The organism is Streptomyces sp. NPDC059455 (assembly GCF_042750115.1).
Taxonomy (GTDB): Bacteria; Actinomycetota; Actinomycetes; order Streptomycetales; family Streptomycetaceae; genus Streptomyces; species Streptomyces endocoffeicus.
Map to the genome: position 1 here is coordinate 30398 of NZ_JBHYVB010000056.1, position 17870 is coordinate 48267.

Genomic DNA, 17870 nt, shown 5'->3' on the forward strand with positions numbered 1-17870 from the left:
GAGTTGTCGTCACATGTCACGCCCCCGCCCACATCGTGGCGGGGCCGCCTGGATCAGGTCGCGTGGAGAGCGAGCGTCGGGGACAGATGGGAAGCGCGGACCGCTGGGTAGAGGCCCGCGACGGTGCCGATGACGAGGGTGGCGCCGAAACCGCCGCCGATCGTCCATGGCGGGATCACCCAGGGAATGCCGTTGCTGATGGCGTAGATGCCGGTGGCGGCGGCGCCCAGGAGGATGCCGGCGAGACCGCCGAGTCCGGACAGCAGCAGCGACTCGGTGACGAACTGGCCCCGGATCTGACCCCGGGTCGCGCCGATGGAGCGGCGCAGTCCGATCTCGTAGCGGCGCTCCAGCACTGAGATGATCATGGTGTTGGCGACGCCGACTCCGCCGACCAGGAGGGCCACTCCGCCGAGTCCGAGCAGCAGGTTGCTGAAGGCGCCCTCGGTGGCGGCCTTGGCCTGGAGCCCGGATGACGGGTCGGTGACCTCGACGTTGTGGGGCGTCTGGGGGTCGACCGTGCGCGGGATCAGGCTGTGGACCGGCTCTACCCTGCCGTCGGTGGAGCGTTCGTAGATCGTGGTCGGCCGGCCGTCGAAGCCGAGTCGTGTCCGTCCGACCTCCCATCCGACCAGGGCGGAGCGGGCGATCTCGGGGGCCAACGGCAGTTCGTCGAGGATGCCGAGGACGGTGAAGTACTCGTCGTCGATATAGACCCGCTGACCGGGCTCGGTGATACCGAGGCGCTGAGCCGCGACGTCGCCGAGCACCACCGAGGGGTACTTGCCGGTGGCCGCGTTGAGCCAGGTGCCGCCGCGCATGCCGCCCCGCAGGGTGGTCAGCAGGTCCTCGGTGGCACTCTGGACCGAGATACCCCCGGTGATCATGTCGTCGATCTTCTCCGACCGGCGGACGGTGTGATCCAGCAGGCCGGTGGCGCCGACGTGCTCGACGCCGTCGATCCGGGCCACCCTGCCCGCCGCGTCCTCGGCCATCGGCACCTTCTTCTGGGTGACCAGATCCGTGCCGGGGGTGACGACCAGCATGTTCGTGCCGAGCTTGTCGAGTTCCCGCAGGAGTTCCTCCTTGCTGGAGGCGGAGATGCCCACCACCGAGATCATTGTCGCTATGCCGATGGCGATACCGAGAGCGGACAGCACGACGCGCATCGGGCGGTTGCGCATCCCGGCCATCCCGGTGTGCAGGATGTCCAGCGGTGTCAGACGGGCCGGTTTGAGCACCGGCCCCCGCCGCCTCACCGGGCCCCGCTCGGTACGTGGCCGGGGGTACCCGCGTGCCCCTGGTCGTGAGCGGTGTCCTGGACGATGTTGCCGTCGCGGATCCGCACCTGCCGGGGCAGCCGGCCGGCGATCTCGGTGTCGTGGGTGATGACCGCGATGGTCGCGCCCTCCTTGTTGAGTTCGTGGATGAGTTCCACGACGGCCTCGCCGGAGGCGGAGTCCAGCGCGCCGGTCGGCTCGTCGGCGAGGAGCAGATCGGGCTCGCCCACGACCGCGCGGGCGATGGCGACTCGCTGCTTCTGACCGCCGGACAACTCATGCGGCCGGTGGTTCAGCCGGTCGCCGAGGCCGACCCGTTCCAGGGTCTCCACCGCGCGCCTGCGGCGTTCGGCGCGCGGCAGACCGGAGTAGAGCAGGCCCTCGGCGACGTTGGCCTGCGCGCTCATGCCCGGTACGAGGTGGAACGCCTGGAAGACGAAGCCGATGTGCTGGGCGCGCAGCGCGGACAGGCCGCGGTCGCTGAGCCCGGCCGCGTCATGGCCCGCGATGGTGACCGAACCGGCCGTGGGCTGGTCGAGGGTGCCCACGATGTGCAGCAGGGTCGACTTGCCCGACCCCGATGGGCCGACGATGGCCACCAGTTCGCCCCGGCCGATGGTCAGATCCACACCGCGCAGGGCCACGACCCCGCCCGGGTACTCCTTGGTCACACCCGTCAGCCGCACCACGGGACCGGTCCGGGCGGCATCGCCGACGGTCATGTCGGCGGCGGTCATGTCGGCGGCGGTCATGTCAGCGGCGGGCATGTCAGCGGCGGTCATGTCAGCGGTGGGTATGGCGTCGGTGGGCATGGCGGCGGTCATGTCAGCGGCGGGCATGGCGTCGGCGGTCGCGTCAGGGACTGGGAGATCAGGGGTGGTCATGTCGTGGGCACCCCGACGCGCATACCGTCCCGCACTCCGGCGCCGGAGACCTCGACCCGGCCTTGAGCGAACATGCCGAGCCGCACCTTGACCTCGCGTGCCTTGCCGCCCGCGACGACCTGGACGCCGAACGAGCCGTCCTCCAGAGCGAGCAGAGCGCTGACCGGAACGCTGAGCACGTCCTTGCGGATCCGGCCGGTGAACACGACGGTGGCGGGGGACTTGTCGACGCCCTCCACCGCACCGGGATCGTCGAAGGTGACAGTGACGTCGACCTTCGGGGCCTTGTCGTCCGGGTCGTCCCCCGTCGTGGCGACCTCGCCCACGGAGGAGACCGTCCCGTCGGCGACGGTTCCGTCGGGCAACTCCACCCGCACCTTGTGGTCCGGCTTGGCCAGCGCGGCCTCGGAGACCTTGACCTCGAGGCGCACGACCCGGTCGGAACCGGTGGTGGTCATGATCTTCTGGCCCGGCGCCGCCACGTCGCCGGCCGACGCGTTCACGCTCTGCACCCGCAGCGGGCCGGACGCGAAGGCGATCTGGTCGGCCCCGATCCGGCCGGTCTCCGCCAGCCCGTGGTGCTCCTGCCAGCGCTCGACGGCCGCGGCCGTGCCCGCGGTGAACTTGTCGTCGGCGACGAGGGCGCCGCCGTACCCGAGCTCGACCAGATTCTCCTTCAGCTGCTTGACGTCGGTGCCCGTGTCGCCCTTCTGCAGCGTCCGGTACATCGGCTCGCTTCCGTACATCAGGCGTACGTCCTTGCCGCCGAGGGCGTACAGACGGCCGTCCCGCTTGACGGTGGAGCCGCTGCGGGTCACCCAGGTGAGAGTGCCGGACGCCCCGGCGTTCAGCTTGCGCTCCCGGGAGTAGCCGAGCGTGCCGTCGACGCTGGTGCTGCTGGTCAGGTCGCCGCGTACGACGCGTTCTGTCGCCGCGGGCAGTTGGGACCGCCGCGGCCCGGATTCGTCCTTCTGCGGCTGGGCCAGTCCCGTCACCGCGACGCCGCCGCCGATGACGGCCGCGACCACGACCAGCGGGACGACGATGGCCGCCCGCCTCATGCCGCGCACTCGTTGAGGGCCTTGAGGAACTTGTCGGGGTCGGCTCCCTTCGGGACCCGGAAGCCGGTGTTGCCCCCGCCGGGGCCGGGCTTCGGGTCGGGCATGTCGAAGCCCTTGCCCCGCACACACTCGGCGATCTTGACCTGCTGGTCGAGCGAGTCCTGCTGGTCTGCGGCGCCGCCGGAGCCGCCCCCGGCCATGTTGGAGCCGCAGTTCTTGAGCGCCTTGGACCACTTGTCCGCGGATGTGCCCTCCGGCTGCCCGAGCGTCGCCGAGTGCGGATCCTCGCCCGGCTTGAGGTCCGGAACGTCGATGCCCTTGCCCCGCAGACACGTGCGCAGCTTCTGGGCCTTGTCGAAAGCGGCCGAGCCCGAGTCGCCCGAGCCGCTGGACCCGCCCGAAGCGGTCGAACTCTCGGACGAGGACGAATCCTTGGCCCCGTCGGAGTCGGACGAGCCGGAGCAGCCGGTCACGAACAGGGCCAGACCGGCCGTGGTGGCCGCCAGGGCCAGGGTGAGCCTGTGGTTCCTCACGGTTCTCTCTCCTCGCGTACGGGCCGCCGCACCGTGCTGCGCGCCGTGCGGCGACCGCGTGGTGTGCGGACAGATCGGAGAGTGACCGATGGGACTGTTTCGTTTCTCTTACAGACGCACGGGTCTGGCCGCCCCGCCCGGCGCCGCGGGGCGGCACCGCGGACACGTGTAACGCGGACACGTGTAACGCGGACACGTGTAACAACGGCGAAAGGCGCCCGTCAGGTAGACAGGGCCCATGCGTGTTCTGGTGGTGGAAGACAACGCGTTCCTCGCCGAGATGATCGCCGACGGCATGCGCCGCGACGCGATCACGGTCGATGTCGCCCTCGATGGAGTCAGCGCTCTGCGCAAGCTCCAGTTCGGCGACTACGACGTCCTCGTACTCGATCGCGACCTTCCCGGTATGCACGGCGACGAGGTGTGTCGCCGCCTGGTCGCCGAGGGCCTGCTCACCCGGGTGCTGATGCTCACCGCCTCGGTGACCGTTCCCGAGCGGGTGGCGGGCCTGAGCCTCGGCGCCGACGACTACCTCACCAAGCCGTTCGCCTACGAGGAGTTGCTCGCCCGCGTGCTCGCGCTCGGCCGCCGCGTCCAGCCCGCGCTGCCGCCGGTGATCGAGCGTGCCGGGATCACCCTGGACACCGCCCGCCGTCAGGCCGACCGCGACGGCGCGGCGCTCTCCCTCACCCGCAAGGAGTTCGCCGTCCTCGAAACGCTGATGCGCGCGAACGGCGCCGTCGTCAGCGGCGAGGACCTCATCGAGAAGGTGTGGGAGGAGAACGCCGGGTACGACACCAACCCCGTGCGCGTCGCCCTGAGCCGCCTGCGCACCAAGCTCGGGAGCCCGCCGGTGATCGAGACCGTGCCCGGCGCCGGATACCGGATCGCCGCCTCCGCCCGGTCCCGGCAGCACGCCGCGGACACACCCCGCTCCGCGGGCACCTCCGGATCCGGCGATTCCGGGCAGGCCGGGCGATGATGCGCCGACTGCTGCCCACGACGGAGCGGGCCCGCCTCACCGCCCTGTACGGCGGGCTCCTGCTCCTGGCCGGAGGCGTCCTGGCCGGTGTCATCTACGCACTGCTCCAGGACGACCTGGACGCACGTCTCGGCAAGGCGGTCACCCCCGTGCCGCGCGGGCCGCGGATGAACTCCGACGGAGACATCCCTCCCGGCGCCGTCCAGGGGGACGAGTACACCGTCGTCCCGGCGAACAAGGTGGGCGAGGCCGCCAAGACACGGACGGTGGCGGCCCTCACCGCCACCACCCTCAGCCGCCTGCTGACCGTCTCGGGCATCGCGCTCGGCGTCTTCGCGGTGCTCTCGCTCTTCCTGGCCTGGTGGATGGCGGGCCGGGTGCTGCGCCCGGTCGGCGTTATCACCGCCACCGCGCGCAAGCTCTCCGGGGAGAACCTCCACCAGCGCATCGGCCTCAAGGGACCGCCCGGGGAGCTCAAGGCACTGGCCGACACCTTCGACCAGATGCTGGGTCGGCTGGAACAACTGGTGACGGCCCAGCAGCGGTTCGCGGCGAACGCCGCGCACGAGCTGCGCACACCGCTGGCCGTCCAGCGGGCCGCCGCCGAGATCGGCCTGGCCGACGCCGACCCCGAACGCGTGGCGTGGATCCGGGCCGAGCTGATCAAGGCCGCGGACACCAGCGAAAGACTCATCGAGTCGCTTCTCCTGCTCGCCGCCACCGACCAGGGCATCCAGCGCCGCGAGGACGTCGAGATGGACGAGACGGTCGCGGTCGTCACCGCCGGGTTCTCCGACGAGGCCCGCGAAAAGGCGATCACTGTCACGACCACCGTGGAGCCGCTGCGGGTTCCGGGCGACCCGGTCCTGCTCGCCCATCTGGTCCGCAATCTCGTCGCCAACGCGGTGGCGTACAACCACCAGGGCGGCCGCATCCGCGTCCAGCTCGCCGACCGGGTGCTGCGGGTTTCCAACACGGGCCCGGAGATCCCCGCGGACACCGTCCACCGGCTCTTCGAACCGTTCCGCCGTCTGAACGAGCGCGCGCACACCCCCGGGGAGGGCACCGGACTCGGCCTGTCCATCGTCGCGTCCATCGCGCGGGCCCACGGCGCGGAGGCCACCGCGGACGCCAACCCGGGCGGCGGCCTCTCGGTCAGGGTCCGTTTCCCATAAGGGCGTGTGGTCCCGACCGGCCTCGGCGCACGCCCTCACGCCGTCCGGGCGTAGTGGTCGGCGATCTCGTCGCTGGTCGTCACCCACACCCCGGGGTGGTTCACCACGTACTCCAGCGCCTGGTCCACGTACCTGTGCCGGAAGGGCTGGTTGATCACGAACGGATGCAGCACCAGGGACATCACCCGCCCGCTGTCGGCCGAGTCCGCGTAGAGCTGGTCCAGCTGGTCCTTGACGATCCGGACGAAGTCCGGCCCGCTGAGGCTCTTGCCGACGAACATCTGGACGTCGTTGACCTCGATCGAATACGGCACGCTCAGCATGCCCGGCACGTTCAGCCGGTACGGCTGGTCGTCGTTGGCCCAGTCCAGCACGTATCCCAGCCCCAGCTCGGCCAGGAGCTCCGGGGTGCGGAAGGTCTCGGTCAGGGCCGGTCCCAGCCAGCCGCGCGGCCTGCGGCCGGTGGCCTTCTCGATGGTGCCGATCACGTCGGTGAGGTAGCCGCGCTCCTCCTCGGGGGACATGTCCGCCTGGAGGATCGAGTTGTTCTTGCCGTGCGCCGCCCACACCCAGTTCCGCTCGCGGCCGGCCCGGATGATCTGGGGGTAGCGCTCGGCGACATCGGAGTTGAGCATCACGCTCGCCCGCACCTGGTGCCGGTCCAGGCTCTCGATCAGCCGCCAGATCCCGACCCGGGGCCCGTAGTCCCGCCACCCGTAGTTCAGCGGATCGGGCGCCAGCGCCCTGGTGTCGGGGAAGATACTGGTGGAGGGGCGGTCAACCGCGTAGTGCTCGACGTTCAGCCCCACGTAGAAGGCCACCCGGGCGCCGTCGGGCCAGTGGATCGGGGCGCGTTCGACGATGGGGCTGTAGTCGAAGAGCTGGTTGTCCATCAGGGCTCACCTCATCTGTGCGGCTCAGCTGTGCGGCGGTTCGGCGCCGCTCGATGGACATCGTGAAACCCTCACACAAGTGAGAAGGTCAAGTGGCCTGCCCTCGTGAGCTGAGAGACTGCGTCGGCGTACACCGCAGTGCTGTGCGTGCCACGGGTGCCACGAGTGCCGTGCGTGCCATGAGTGCCATGAGTGCCATGAGGAAGGACGCCATGACGCCGCCCAACGAGCTTCCGCCACCGCCGCCCGCTCCGGACGAGCGGCCGTGGAAGGACCGCGCCGGGTTGCTCGATGAGCGGGCGCGGGCGATGGGGGCGCTGGCGCGGTGGTATCTGGCGCCGCACCGGGCGCTGCTGCTGTGGCTGTCCACGCTCGTCTTCGCGCTGGGGTGGAGCCTCGCGGTCTCGGGGTTCCAGTTCCTGGTGAAGGGCGAGATCATCGAGCACGTACTGGGCGTGATCTTCCTGGGTCTCGCCCTGGGCGCCACGGTCCCCTCCAGCCTCGGGGTGGCGTCCGGCATCCGGCGCGATGTCTTCGTGGGCGCGTGCCTCCGCGACTGGGCGGAGCTGGAGCGCGATCCCCAGTCGCTGCCCCACTGGCGGGTCTCCGGCGGCGCTCTCCTGTGGCTGGGCCCGTCCATCGTGCTGACCTGCCTGGGGCTGGCGCTGGGCGGGTTCGCCGCCGTCTCGGATGTCGGTACGGAGAGCGTCGGCACGGTCGCCGGTATCGGCCTGGTCTTCGCGGCCGCCGGCGCGCTCGGCATGGCCAAGGCGATCGACTACTACCGCCTGGTCAGACGCGAACTCCGCCCCCTCCGTCCCGACACCCGCGGTCCCGACACCCGCGGTCCCGACACCGGCGGTCCCGACACCGGCGGTCCCGACACCGGCGGTCCCGACACCGGCGGTCCCGACACCGGCGGTCCGGACGCCCGCCGTCCGGACTCCGGCTATGACGACGGCTTCTCCGACGACGGCTTCTGCAGTGACTGAAAGCGGGTCCGCAGCTCCTCGTACCGCTCACCCGGGGTCTCCCCGCGCTCCTTGGCGACCTCCTCGATCCGGGTCAGCAGCTGCCTGACCCGCACGGCGTCCGTATAGGCGTCGCGCTCCAGCTTCTTGTACGCGGCGGCGGCCGGGGTCTTGTGATCGTCGGGGTCCACCGACTGCCTCAGATGACCGAGACGCTCGATCTGTTCCTCGAGGTAACTGAGCATCCCCTCAAGGTCTTTGATGAGATCCGACAGATCCTGGTCCGATACGGACAGTTTGTCTTTACTCATGTTTCATCCGTCCCTGCCACCCTCCCATCGGCCCATTAGCGGGATGATCGTGCCATGACCGGGGCCGGTGTGGAGAGCCACCGCTTCTATGGAAGTTGGCCGGTGTCCGCCAACTCATCACAGACCGGGCTGTTTGGGGCCTGGTGACCTCGCGAACGGTCTTCGAGGTCGGGGAGCGGCACGAGTTGGTCACTTCGGCGCGGTCGGGTCTTGCCGCCCTGGTGGGGCGTGCCCGCTGTCCTGGGGGGCTCGTGGTCCCGCGTGGCCTGGACGGGGATGCGGTCTGGCCGGTAGCTCTCCGCCGCCCGATCCTCTGGTCGGGTGCGGTCAGACGGCGATGACGGCCAGGCCCTGGTGACAGGCCATGGAGCGCAGTCGTTCGCGGAAGCGTGCGGTGGGGATCTGGGCCACGGTGCGGCGGAAGGCCTTGCCCCGGCGGCCGCGTCCCATGGTCACCCGGCCGGTGGTGCGGGCGTCGGAGAAGCCCAGGTTCTCGATCACGATGGCGGCGCAGTCGTGCTCGTGGGCGAGGGCGATGAGGCGGGTGATGGCCGCTCGCAGGTGTCCGTCCTGTGTGGTGGTGGGGCCGGTTGGCTTTAGAGGTGGACGGCCCGGCGTGGTGGGGGAGCCGTGGGCGCGGTGGGCGGAGGGGTCAGTCCGGCAGGACCGTGTCCGGGGGCAATTCGATGCCGAAGTCGGCGGTGAGAACGCCCAGCACCTGGTCGCTGTCGGCGAGTTGGCGCTCCTTGCGGGTGCCGTCGGAGCCGGTCTCGACGAGGGTCCGCCCGGTCAGGGAGAGATGGCGGTCCGGGGTGGCGCGCTGGACGTAGAGGCTGTGCTGGAAGGGCGAGCGCGGGCTGGTGGCGACGTACCAGTTGATCACCACGTAGTCGGACGCGTGGCAGGGCTCCCGGGTGAAGGCGTACTGGTCCTGCCAGGAGCCGTCGAGGAAGGCCTGGAACACCCACAGGTCCTCCAGTCCGCCGGGGTGCGGCTCGCGGACGTAGCGATGGCGCCGGGTGCCGTCGTGGAACTCGGTGTCGGCCACGAGCGGCACGGCCTCCAGGAGGCTTCCGATGCTGCCGAAGCCCACATCGGCCACGTAACGCCGTTCCTCGCCCGGGATCTCGACCAGCAGCAGCATGTGGGTACGCGGACGGACCGCCCCGGGGGCCGCTCCGACCCGGACGCGGCCGGTGAGGCCGGTGACGCCGAAGCCGAGGGTGGTGAGGGCGGCGGTCAGCAGCGTGTTGTGCTCGTAGCAGTAACCGCCGCGCCGACCGCGGACCAGCTTGGCCTCGAGGTCGGGGAGGGCGAGGGAGGGGGCCGAACCGAGGACGGGCTCGAGGTTCTCGAACGGGATGGACATGAGGTGCGCCCGGTGCACCGCCCGCAGCGTCTCCGCGGTGGGCGCGGGGCGCCGGTCGTCGGTCCAGCCGATACGGGCCAGATAGGCGTCAAGATCGAGGTCGGTGCGGGTCGGTTCCATACTGCCGACCGTAACGCCGCGGCCCTGGCACCGGCCTCCGCTCATGGTGGGGGCCGCACCTGGTCCCCTGGACGTAGGTCCCTTACGCCTTCGGCGCCGCGGCGAGGTGGTCGAGCTCGCCCGCCTTGATGGACCGGAGCAGGGCTCCCAGCTTCACGGGGGTCGTGGCGAGGACGGTACGGGGGTCGTCGCTCTCGCGGAGGGCGACGGTCGTGCCTATGAGGGCGAGTTCTATGCAGGAGTTTCCGTCCCCCGCGCTGGAATAGGAGGATTTCTGCCAGTTGACCTCGGTCATCTCCACGCCTTCATGTCTGTTGAGCGATGTCACGAATGAAATCACGTGACTCCTCCACGGAGAGGGCCGCCTCGGTGGTGCGGTCCAGGACTCCACGATGGTTGACGAGCTGTGACTGCGCGTCCAGGAAGACCGGTCCGTGGGCGGCGTCGAGTTGCGCGGTGTCCAGCTGGGGCACCGTCCCCAGGGCGTAGGTGACCGAGAGCCCGGGCACATGGAACCCTCCGGCCTCGAAGGTCAGCACGCGCACGGTGACGTTCTTCCGCTCGGAGGACTCCAGCAGGCTGTCCAGTTGCGCGCGCAGGACGAGGTCCGTTCCGAACCGCATGCGCAGCGCCGCCTCGTGGATGATGAACGTGCACGACGGCGGGTCGTCCCGGTCCAGGATGTCGCGGCGCTTCATGCGGTGGGAGAGCCTGCGTCTCAGGTCCGTGGCGGACCACTGCGGGACGGTGGAGCCGAGCACCGCCCGCGCGTACTCCTCCGTCTGCAACAGGCCGGGCATATGCATGATTTCGAGCACGCGCAGGCTCGTGGCGTAGTACTCCAACTCGGCCAGATCGAGCCCGCCGGTGGCGATATGGCCCCGGTACTCCTCCCACCAGCCGCCTTTGCGTTCCCGGGTCATGGCGACGAGCGCCTCGACATACGCGCTGTCCGGGCAGGCGTAGATGGCGGCGAGGGCCCGGACCCGCTCCTCGCTCACGCCGAAGCGCGCGAGCTCCAGGTTGGTGATGTGGGTGCGATTGATGCCCAGCCGGTCGGCGGCCTCCTGAATGCTGAGACCCGCGCCTTCGCGCATCCTCCTGAGTTCTGTACCGAGCCGGACTTGGCGCGCGGTCGGGACGCTCCTGGGTGGCATGGTCCTCCGTAACCCTCAAGGAGTAATTGTCGGGGAAATTCAACGGGACCGTAGCAGTTGTTTGCAGCACTGCCCTACCGTAGGTGTCGTTGCCGCTACTGCGCGTTGATCGCCGTAACGGTACGCGCGCTGTCGGCCCCCTCACAGGGAGTTGCCCCATGGATTCCGATCACGAGTCCGACGACCGTCCCCCACGCCGCCCACCCGTTCCCTCCAGGGATCCGTACGTCTACACCCTGCAGAGCAGTCGGCACGCGACCTCCCCCAAGGTCTGCCGGGACTTCGTCGCCTGCGTCCTGAACTCCGTGGGGCAGGAGGAGCTGGTCGACACGGCGACGCTGTGCACCTCGGAGCTGGCCACCAACGCGTTTCTGCACGCCGAGGGCGAATCCCTGATGCTGCGTGTGGTGATCGAGCCGCCGCGCTTCCGCGTCCTGGTCTACGACGCCTCCGCCGAACTCCCCGCCGTGGCACGCCTCCCCGAGGGCGATCGTCTCCGCGGCCGCGGCCTCGGCCTGGTGGCGGCCTTGGCCGACGCGTGGGGGACGGCGGAGGGGGACGCGGTCGGCACGTACGCGAAGGGGGTCTGGTTCGAGCTCGCGGGCAAGGAGGAGGGCGAGGGCTAGCCTCGGCCTTTCATGGTTTTACGGATTTCCTCACCGCTTGGCTTTGGCGTCCATGAAAGTCAGCGGAAATATCTCGCCGGACTCCGCGTAACGGTGGAACCGGCTCGCCCAGGACGGCTCCCGAAGGGCCCGGACCTGGGTGCGGGGCAGGGCCATGTGCACATCGCGGGCGCCGTTCTGGTCGGCGGGGGTCGGTGCTATGTGCACGGTCGAGGGAATGGGGGTCGAGGTGAAGTCGTACCAGAAAGGGGCGCCCTGGCCGAAATCGATGCGGTAGAAGGGGAGCTTCGACCAGTTGTTGATCGCGATGGTGCCCTCGAACGCGTCCAGTGCCATGGTGGTCATGACTCGCTTGAAGCGTCCCGCATCGCGTTCGGCACAGAGGAACGCCGTTTCCTCGCGGATCCTCTCCTCCGTGTTCATGGCATGGCCCGCGCGGACCGCCGCGGCGACCTCGCCGAGAGAGCGGGCGCGCAGTTCGGCCGCGGTCATCCCGGGCCGGGTATTGGTGATGGCGTTGCCCCAGTAGTCATCCGGTACGGCTTCGCCGACGGACGAACGGAAGTCGGCGATGAGGCCGAGCCTTTCCTCGCTCGCGTCGGGGCGGTCACGCAATTCGCCGAGCACTTTCCACAGATGGGCGGTCAGCGCGTCATTGGTCGACACCCACCGCTCCGTGCCCGCGAGGTCGGCCATCGCGGTGTCCTTCATCGTGGCCAGTTCGGCGGCCGTGAAGCGGGTGGTCACCGTCGTCACATTGCCGAGGCTGCCCATCAGGGCGCGGCCGATGAAGGCGGCCTTCTGGCCTCGCCCGGTGACGGTGAGATGGGCGCCGCCCGTACGGGTGTCACCTGTGGCCGACGCGCCGAGCGTGTCGATGACGCCGCGGTCGTGGCCGGGTTTGGCGTATCCGAGGCCCCGGTGCTCGTTCACCCAGCTCTCCAGGAAGCTCATATAGCTGGACCCGTCGGCCACGGCGTGGTTCATCGTGAGGCCCAGGATGGAGCCCTCGCCCTTCATATGGGTGAGTTTCACCGTGAAAAGCGGCGTATCGTGGTCAACCACCCAGAACGGCATGGCGTGACTGAGATGGCGCTCCAGCCCCTTTTTCGCCGTATGGCGAGGCCCGTAGTCCGGCATGGGCTCGGATGCGTATGCCTCGACGAAGCGCACACCGCCATCGTCGCAGAGCACGCTGAGGCCGCCGTCGGGATCCCTCTTCATGCGGCCGGAAAGGATCGGGAAGTTGCGCAATGTCCTGGCGAGGGAGGCGCGGAGCGCCTCGCCGTCGAGCGTCTCCCGGTAGAAAAAAGCACGAGGCGTATAGATCGACCCGATGAGCATGTCGTAGACGCTCAGCCGTATGCGGTCACCGCTCGCCTCTCCGGCACGCACGGTGAACGTTCGCTTGGCGCCGCTCTCGGTGGCGGATGCCGTCATACTCACACGCTCTTTCGTCGGGACCGAACACGCTGTCGCGTCGACGCGTTGACCCTAACTCCCCGGTCGCGAGCGGCCTCATGAACTGGAGCCGGGTTTAGGGAAATCCCGCACCTTCCGTTCGGCCTCGATCTTTCTCGGCGGTCGTGGCCGTGTTAGGCCCTGCCGGCAAAGGGGGCGCCCCGCTCCCGACGCCTGGCACGGCCGCTCGCCGCGTTGTCGCATCACCCGAGTACGGCCCAGTACGCGGGCGCCGCTCCGGCTCGCGATCGATCGCACCAGCCGCCGCTCGCGGCCGGGCGCCCCCTTTGACGACAGACCCTAGGCCGGGTGCCCCAGCAGCATCGTGGGGGAGCCCGCCGAGCGCGTCAGCACGATGGTGCAGGCGTTCCCGCCCTCGAGCCGCAGCTTCTTGCGGAGCTGCTCCGGTTCGACCGCCGAACCGCGCTTCTTGATGGTCGCGATGCCGACCTCCCGCTCCCGCAGCAGCGCCTTGAGCTTCTTCAGGTTGAACGGCAGCACATCCGTGATCTCGTACGCGGTGGCGAACGGGGTCGGGCGCAGCTCGTCCGTCGTGATGTAGGCGATCGTCGGGTCGATCAGCCGGCCGCCGACGCGGGCCGCCACATCGGCCACGAGATGCGAGCGGATGACGGCGCCGTCCGGTTCGTAGAGCCAGCGGCCGACCGGGCCGGGCTCGGGGTCGGGGAGGAGCGGGGTGCCGATGAGGGAGTGGCCGGTGGGCAGCAGCGTGGCGCGGCGCAGCCCGGGGCGGGCGGTGCCGAACCACAGGACGGCCTCCTTCACATGGCCGTGGTCCGAGATCCACTCGGCCTCCGCCTCCTCGGGGACCGCCTCGTGCGGCACGCCGGGGGCGATCTTGAGGGCGGCGCGCGGAGTGGTGCGGGCGGCCTCGATGGCCCAGGAGAGGGGCGGGGAGTAGGCCTCGGGGTCGAAGACGCGGCCCCGGCCGCCGCGCCGGGCCGGGTCGACGAAGACGGCGTCGAAGTCCCGGGTGTCGATGTCGGTGACATCGGCGCAGCGGACTTCGATGAGGTCGGCCAGGCCGAGCGCCTCGGCGTTGGCGCGGGTGACGGCGCAGGTCAGCGGGTCGTGATCGACGGCGAGGACGGAGATCCCGGCGCGGGCGAGCGCGATCGCGTCGCCGCCGATGCCGCAGCACAGGTCGGCCATGCGGCGGACGCCGAACTCCGCGAAGCGGGAGGCGCGGTACGCGGCCACGGAGGTGCGGGTGGACTGCTCGACGCCGTTCGGCGTGAAGTACATGCGGTGCGCGTCCTCGGGGCCGAATTTGGCCACTGCCCGCTGCCGCAGCGCGGCCTGGGTCAGGGCCGCCGAGACCAGCGCCGGGGGATGGTCGCGGCGCAGCCGCGTCGCGGTGGCGAGCTCCTTCGCCGGGTCGTAGTCGCGGAGCGCGGTGAGCAGCGCCTGCCCCTCGTCGCCGAGCAGTGAATCGAAGGCGTCAACGTCCACATGGCCCATTCTCCCCGCTCCCGCGAGCGCATTCGCCCCCTCCCGGCGCGCATATGCGCGCCCTCGGCCCGAAGATCACTTATGTGATGATGATCAAGACTGGTTTTCCTCGCTGTCTGGTTCTCGTCGGCGCGGCGGCCGTGCTCACGGCCTGTGGATCCCTCGCCGCCGCCCCCGAGCCGTACACCGGCTCCCGCCATGGTGCTCCCATGCCACCGGCCTCCCTCGCCCCACGGCTGGACGACCCGCCCTCGGCGTCGTCGCGGCCGCCGTCCGGACGGAAGCCGGAGCAGCGGCCACCGGCGTCGTCCGGGCCGGGGCACGAGGGGTACGAGGGGCACGAGGGGTACGAGGGGGGCGAGGGGGGCGAAGGGCACGAGGGCGACGACGGAGGGGCCGGGGACGGCCGGGTCCAGGACGGGCAGCCGCCCTCCGGTGACCCCTCGGCGTCCGGCCCGGCCGCCGGGCCGCCCGGTACGGCCCCGGCGGGCGCGTACGACGCCTACCGCCGCTGGGGGCTGGACCGGCCGCTGGCGAGGCCCCCCGCCCCGCCCGACGTCAAGCCCGCGCTCGGGCGGTCGGGACCGCAGCAGTGGGGGCTGCCGCCGACCGTGCGGCGGGTGCCGACCGACCAGCGGGTGGTCTTCGTGACGATCGACGACGGGATCGAGAAGGACCCGCGCTTCGTGGAGCAGGCCCGCGAGCTCGGGCTGCCGTTCACCGGGTTCCTGACCGACAACGTGATCGGGACCCACTACGACTACTTCGACCGGCTGCGCCGGCTCGGCAACCCCATGGAGAACCACACCCTGACCCACCCCAGCCTGGCCGGTATGGCCTACGACGACCAGGTGCGGGAGATCTGCGGCCAGCGCGACAACCTGTGGCACCGCTTCGGTCAACAGCCGAAGCTCTTCCGTCCCCCGTTCGGGGAGTACGACGACACGACCCTGCGCGCGGCGGCCTTCTGCGGGGTGCGGACCGTGGTGCTGTGGCGCGCCGAGATGGAGACCCACGGTCTGGCCTACCGCTCCGGCGGCCATCTGCTGCCGGGGGACATCGTGCTCGCGCACTTCCGGGGGCCGGAGCAGCTCGAGGGCCAGTCGATGACCGACATGATCACGGGGCTGGTGCGGGCGATCCAGGCTCAGGGGTTCACGATCGGGCGGCTGGAGGACTACGTATGAGGGCTCTCCGCGGAGCGGCCACGGAGTGCCGCCACGGAGTGCCGCCCGGAGGTCGCCACCACGTCGCTTGGCACTCTAGTTGACTGAGTGCTAACCGCGTCATAATGTCGAGGCTGGCACTCGGGACCGATGAGTGCCAGGGATACAGCGACGGGCAGGTCCGGCACCCGCGACGACGGATCCACCTGGTCGCCACCTCAGACAGATGACCCCGTGAGATCTCCGAAGGGGGAGGTCGGATCGTGACGACCACCAGCTCCAAGGTTGCCATCAAGCCGCTCGAGGACCGCATTGTGGTCCAGCCGCTCGACGCCGAGCAGACCACGGCTTCAGGCCTGGTCATTCCGGACACCGCCAAGGAAAAGCCCCAGGAGGGCGTCGTCCTGGCTGTGGGCCCGGGCCGTTTCGAGGACGGCAAGCGCCTTCCGCTCGACGTCTCCGTCGGTGACGTCGTGCTCTACAGCAAGTACGGCGGCACCGAGGTGAAGTACAGCGGCGAGGAGTACCTCGTCCTCTCGGCTCGCGACGTTCTCGCGATCGTCGAGAAGTAATCACCGAAGTTTTGCCTATGAGCCGTGCCCCGGTGCCCGTGTCATCTGAAACCGGGGTCGGGGCACGGTTTGTTTGAGAGGACATACGCAACTCATGGCGAAGATCCTGAAGTTCGACGAGGACGCCCGTCGCGCCCTCGAGCGCGGCGTCAACAAGCTCGCGGACACCGTCAAGGTGACCATCGGCCCCCGTGGCCGCAATGTCGTCATCGACAAGAAGTTCGGTGCCCCCACCATCACCAACGACGGTGTCACGATCGCCCGAGAGGTCGAGGTCGAGGACCCGTACGAGAACCTTGGCGCGCAGCTCGTCAAGGAGGTGGCGACCAAGACCAACGACATCGCGGGTGACGGCACCACCACCGCCACCGTGCTGGCCCAGGCGCTGGTCCGCGAGGGCCTGAAGAACGTGGCCGCCGGCGCTTCCCCGGCTGCCCTGAAGAAGGGCATCGACGCGGCGGTCAAGGCCATCTCGGATGACCTGCTGGCCACCGCCCGCCCGATCGACGAGAAGTCCGACATCGCCGCCGTGGCCGGGCTGTCCGCGCAGGACAAGCAGGTCGGCGAGCTGATCGCCGAGGCGATGGACAAGGTCGGCAAGGACGGTGTCATCACCGTCGAGGAGTCCAACACCTTCGGTCTGGAGCTCGACTTCACCGAGGGCATGGCCTTCGACAAGGGCTACCTCTCGCCGTACATGGTCACCGACCAGGAGCGGATGGAGGCCGTCCTCGACGACCCGTACATCCTGATCCACCAGGGCAAGATCTCCTCCATCCAGGACCTGCTGCCGCTCCTGGAGAAGATCATCCAGGCCAACGCCAGCAAGCCGCTGCTGATCATCGCCGAGGACGTGGAGGGCGAGGCCCTCTCCACCCTCGTCGTCAACAAGATCCGCGGCACCTTCAACGCCGTCGCGGTGAAGGCTCCCGGCTTCGGTGACCGCCGTAAGGCCATGCTCGGCGACATCGCCACCCTTACCGGCGGCACCGTCATCGCCGAGGAGGTCGGCCTCAAGCTCGACCAGGTCGGTCTGGACGTGCTGGGCACCGCCCGCCGCGTGACCGTCACCAAGGACGACACCACGATCGTCGACGGTGGCGGCAAGAGCGACGAGGTCACCGGCCGCGTCAACCAGATCAAGGCCGAGATCGAGGCCACGGACTCCGACTGGGACCGCGAGAAGCTCCAGGAGCGGCTCGCCAAGCTGGCCGGCGGCGTGTGCGTGATCCGTGTGGGCGCGGCCACCGAGGTCGAGCTCAAGGAGAAGAAGCACCGCCTTGAGGACGCCATCTCCGCGACCCGCGCCGCGGTCGAGGAGGGCATCGTCTCCGGTGGTGGCTCCGCGCTGGTCCACGCCGCGAAGGTGCTGGAGAACAGCCTGGGCCTGCAGGGCGACGAGGCCACCGGTGTCGCCGTGGTCCGCCGCGCCGCGGTCGAGCCGCTGCGCTGGATCGCCGAGAACGCCGGTCTCGAGGGCTACGTGATCACCTCGAAGGTCGCCGAGCTCGAGAAGGGCCACGGCTACAACGCGGCCACCGAGGAGTACGGCGACCTGGTGAAGGCCGGCGTCATCGACCCGGTCAAGGTCACCCGCTCCGCGCTGGAGAACGCGGCGTCGATCGCCTCGCTGCTACTCACCACCGAGACCCTGGTGGTCGAGAAGCCGGCCGAGGAAGAGGCCGAGGCCGGGGGCCACGGCCACGGTCACGCGCACTGACGCTCCGGAGTTCTGCCACAAGCAGCGCGAAGGGGGGGGCGGCCCGCGGGGGGGGCCGGCCGGGGGGTGTTGGGGTGCCGCCGCGCGCCGGCCCGACACCGGGGGGGGGGCGCCCC

General features: G+C 70.1%; 19 protein-coding genes. 7 read left to right on the top strand and 12 right to left on the bottom strand.

All coding sequences use genetic code 11. The features are described from left to right. Nucleotides 1-53: 53 nt before the first annotated feature. The 4 genes from ACFXB5_RS21335 to ACFXB5_RS21350 form a co-directional block, all read right to left on the bottom strand. Nucleotides 54-1193: an ABC transporter permease gene (locus ACFXB5_RS21335; protein WP_385210185.1), complete on the bottom strand. Its 1140-nt coding sequence runs from the start codon at nt 1191-1193 to the stop codon at nt 54-56. Between the two features lie 62 nt (nt 1194-1255). Next, on the bottom strand, nt 1256-2017 hold the full coding sequence (locus ACFXB5_RS21340) for an ABC transporter ATP-binding protein (protein WP_385210187.1): 762 nt from the start codon (nt 2015-2017) through the stop codon (nt 1256-1258). A gap of 143 nt (nt 2018-2160) precedes the next feature. Beyond that, nucleotides 2161-3225: a peptidoglycan-binding protein gene (locus tag ACFXB5_RS21345; protein ID WP_385210126.1), complete on the bottom strand. Its 1065-nt coding sequence runs from the start codon at nt 3223-3225 to the stop codon at nt 2161-2163. Beyond that, on the bottom strand, nt 3222-3758 hold the full coding sequence (locus ACFXB5_RS21350; protein ID WP_385210129.1) for a hypothetical protein: 537 nt from the start codon (nt 3756-3758) through the stop codon (nt 3222-3224). Before ACFXB5_RS21350 ends, ACFXB5_RS21345 begins: the two co-directional genes overlap by 4 nt. 238 nt (nt 3759-3996) lie before the next feature. On the opposite strand from ACFXB5_RS21350, the gene ACFXB5_RS21355 reads away from it, so the two are divergent. Both ACFXB5_RS21355 and ACFXB5_RS21360 read left to right on the top strand, forming a co-directional pair. Continuing rightward, nucleotides 3997-4740, top strand: a complete 744-nt coding sequence (locus ACFXB5_RS21355) for a response regulator transcription factor (protein WP_385210132.1) — start codon at nt 3997-3999, stop codon at nt 4738-4740. Further along, nucleotides 4737-5915: a sensor histidine kinase gene (locus ACFXB5_RS21360; RefSeq protein WP_385210135.1), complete on the top strand. Its 1179-nt coding sequence runs from the start codon at nt 4737-4739 to the stop codon at nt 5913-5915. Before ACFXB5_RS21355 ends, ACFXB5_RS21360 begins: the two co-directional genes overlap by 4 nt. 35 nt (nt 5916-5950) lie before the next feature. Here the strand turns inward: ACFXB5_RS21360 and ACFXB5_RS21365 are convergent, their stop codons facing one another. Next, nucleotides 5951-6808, bottom strand: coding sequence for a polysaccharide deacetylase family protein (locus tag ACFXB5_RS21365; protein WP_385210138.1), 858 nt, complete (start codon nt 6806-6808; stop codon nt 5951-5953). 188 nt (nt 6809-6996) lie between these two features. Here ACFXB5_RS21365 and ACFXB5_RS21370 point away from each other — a divergent pair, with 188 nt between their 5' ends. Next, the gene (locus ACFXB5_RS21370; protein WP_385210140.1) at nt 6997-7800 is read left to right on the top strand and encodes a hypothetical protein; all 804 of its coding nucleotides are present in this window, start codon (nt 6997-6999) and stop codon (nt 7798-7800) included. Here ACFXB5_RS21370 and ACFXB5_RS21375 read toward each other — a convergent pair. The 5 genes from ACFXB5_RS21375 to ACFXB5_RS21395 all read right to left on the bottom strand — a co-directional run bounded on the left by ACFXB5_RS21375 (nt 7758) and on the right by ACFXB5_RS21395 (nt 10736). Beyond that, complete coding sequence (locus ACFXB5_RS21375) at nt 7758-8090, bottom strand: hypothetical protein (protein WP_385210142.1); 333 nt, start codon at nt 8088-8090, stop codon at nt 7758-7760. The two genes, ACFXB5_RS21370 and ACFXB5_RS21375, sit on opposite strands and share 43 nt — an antisense overlap. 327 nt (nt 8091-8417) lie before the next feature. After that, complete coding sequence (locus ACFXB5_RS21380) at nt 8418-8591, bottom strand: hypothetical protein (protein ID WP_385210144.1); 174 nt, start codon at nt 8589-8591, stop codon at nt 8418-8420. Nucleotides 8592-8742: 151 nt separating this feature from the next. Beyond that, nucleotides 8743-9579, bottom strand: coding sequence for an arylamine N-acetyltransferase (locus ACFXB5_RS21385; RefSeq protein WP_385210147.1), 837 nt, complete (start codon nt 9577-9579; stop codon nt 8743-8745). 82 nt (nt 9580-9661) lie between these two features. Beyond that, entirely contained in the window at nt 9662-9874 is a 213-nt protein-coding gene (locus ACFXB5_RS21390) for a DUF397 domain-containing protein (protein ID WP_093463909.1), read from the bottom strand. A gap of 10 nt (nt 9875-9884) precedes the next feature. Beyond that, nucleotides 9885-10736, bottom strand: coding sequence for a helix-turn-helix domain-containing protein (locus ACFXB5_RS21395; RefSeq protein ID WP_385210150.1), 852 nt, complete (start codon nt 10734-10736; stop codon nt 9885-9887). A gap of 158 nt (nt 10737-10894) precedes the next feature. On the opposite strand from ACFXB5_RS21395, the gene ACFXB5_RS21400 reads away from it, so the two are divergent. Next, complete coding sequence (locus ACFXB5_RS21400) at nt 10895-11362, top strand: ATP-binding protein (protein WP_385210154.1); 468 nt, start codon at nt 10895-10897, stop codon at nt 11360-11362. A gap of 30 nt (nt 11363-11392) precedes the next feature. On the opposite strand, the gene ACFXB5_RS21405 is transcribed toward ACFXB5_RS21400, so the two are convergent. Next, on the bottom strand, nt 11393-12802 hold the full coding sequence (locus ACFXB5_RS21405) for an acyltransferase (RefSeq protein WP_385210156.1): 1410 nt from the start codon (nt 12800-12802) through the stop codon (nt 11393-11395). A 321-nt stretch (nt 12803-13123) separates the two neighbouring features. Further along, nucleotides 13124-14305 (bottom strand): methyltransferase domain-containing protein, encoded by a 1182-nt coding sequence (locus ACFXB5_RS21410; protein WP_385210159.1) that lies wholly within the window; start codon nt 14303-14305, stop codon nt 13124-13126. Nucleotides 14306-14382: 77 nt separating this feature from the next. On the opposite strand from ACFXB5_RS21410, the gene ACFXB5_RS21415 reads away from it, so the two are divergent. The 3 genes from ACFXB5_RS21415 (at nt 14383) to groL (ending at nt 17754) form a co-directional block, all read left to right on the top strand. Further along, nucleotides 14383-15483, top strand: coding sequence for a polysaccharide deacetylase family protein (locus tag ACFXB5_RS21415; protein WP_385210162.1), 1101 nt, complete (start codon nt 14383-14385; stop codon nt 15481-15483). A 242-nt stretch (nt 15484-15725) separates the two neighbouring features. After that, complete coding sequence (gene groES, locus ACFXB5_RS21420; protein WP_014054228.1) at nt 15726-16034, top strand: co-chaperone GroES; 309 nt, start codon at nt 15726-15728, stop codon at nt 16032-16034. Between the two features lie 94 nt (nt 16035-16128). Continuing rightward, a complete protein-coding gene (gene groL / locus ACFXB5_RS21425) occupies nt 16129-17754 on the top strand; it encodes a chaperonin GroEL (protein WP_385210165.1) in 1626 nt (541 codons plus the stop codon). The last annotated feature ends 116 nt before the right edge of the window (nt 17755-17870 follow it).

What these genes read in the sequence shown, in the direction of transcription:
- ACFXB5_RS21410 (WP_385210159.1), bottom strand. Translation starts at nt 14,305, where the DNA reads ATGGGCCATGTGGACGTTGACGCCTTCGATTCACTGCTCGGCGACGAG.
- ACFXB5_RS21365 (WP_385210138.1), bottom strand. Translation starts at nt 6,808, where the DNA reads ATGGACAACCAGCTCTTCGACTACAGCCCCATCGTCGAACGCGCCCCG.
- ACFXB5_RS21400 (WP_385210154.1), top strand. Translation starts at nt 10,895, where the DNA reads ATGGATTCCGATCACGAGTCCGACGACCGTCCCCCACGCCGCCCACCC.
- ACFXB5_RS21360 (WP_385210135.1), top strand. Translation starts at nt 4,737, where the DNA reads ATGATGCGCCGACTGCTGCCCACGACGGAGCGGGCCCGCCTCACCGCC.
- ACFXB5_RS21355 (WP_385210132.1), top strand. Translation starts at nt 3,997, where the DNA reads ATGCGTGTTCTGGTGGTGGAAGACAACGCGTTCCTCGCCGAGATGATC.
- ACFXB5_RS21375 (WP_385210142.1), bottom strand. Translation starts at nt 8,090, where the DNA reads ATGAGTAAAGACAAACTGTCCGTATCGGACCAGGATCTGTCGGATCTC.
- ACFXB5_RS21335 (WP_385210185.1), bottom strand. Translation starts at nt 1,193, where the DNA reads ATGGCCGGGATGCGCAACCGCCCGATGCGCGTCGTGCTGTCCGCTCTC.
- ACFXB5_RS21390 (WP_093463909.1), bottom strand. Translation starts at nt 9,874, where the DNA reads ATGACCGAGGTCAACTGGCAGAAATCCTCCTATTCCAGCGCGGGGGAC.
- ACFXB5_RS21385 (WP_385210147.1), bottom strand. Translation starts at nt 9,579, where the DNA reads ATGGAACCGACCCGCACCGACCTCGATCTTGACGCCTATCTGGCCCGT.
- ACFXB5_RS21395 (WP_385210150.1), bottom strand. Translation starts at nt 10,736, where the DNA reads ATGCCACCCAGGAGCGTCCCGACCGCGCGCCAAGTCCGGCTCGGTACA.
- groL (WP_385210165.1), top strand. Translation starts at nt 16,129, where the DNA reads ATGGCGAAGATCCTGAAGTTCGACGAGGACGCCCGTCGCGCCCTCGAG.
- ACFXB5_RS21415 (WP_385210162.1), top strand. Translation starts at nt 14,383, where the DNA reads ATGATGATCAAGACTGGTTTTCCTCGCTGTCTGGTTCTCGTCGGCGCG.
- ACFXB5_RS21340 (WP_385210187.1), bottom strand. Translation starts at nt 2,017, where the DNA reads ATGACCGCCGCCGACATGACCGTCGGCGATGCCGCCCGGACCGGTCCC.
- ACFXB5_RS21370 (WP_385210140.1), top strand. Translation starts at nt 6,997, where the DNA reads ATGAGTGCCATGAGGAAGGACGCCATGACGCCGCCCAACGAGCTTCCG.
- ACFXB5_RS21345 (WP_385210126.1), bottom strand. Translation starts at nt 3,225, where the DNA reads ATGAGGCGGGCGGCCATCGTCGTCCCGCTGGTCGTGGTCGCGGCCGTC.
- ACFXB5_RS21405 (WP_385210156.1), bottom strand. Translation starts at nt 12,802, where the DNA reads ATGACGGCATCCGCCACCGAGAGCGGCGCCAAGCGAACGTTCACCGTG.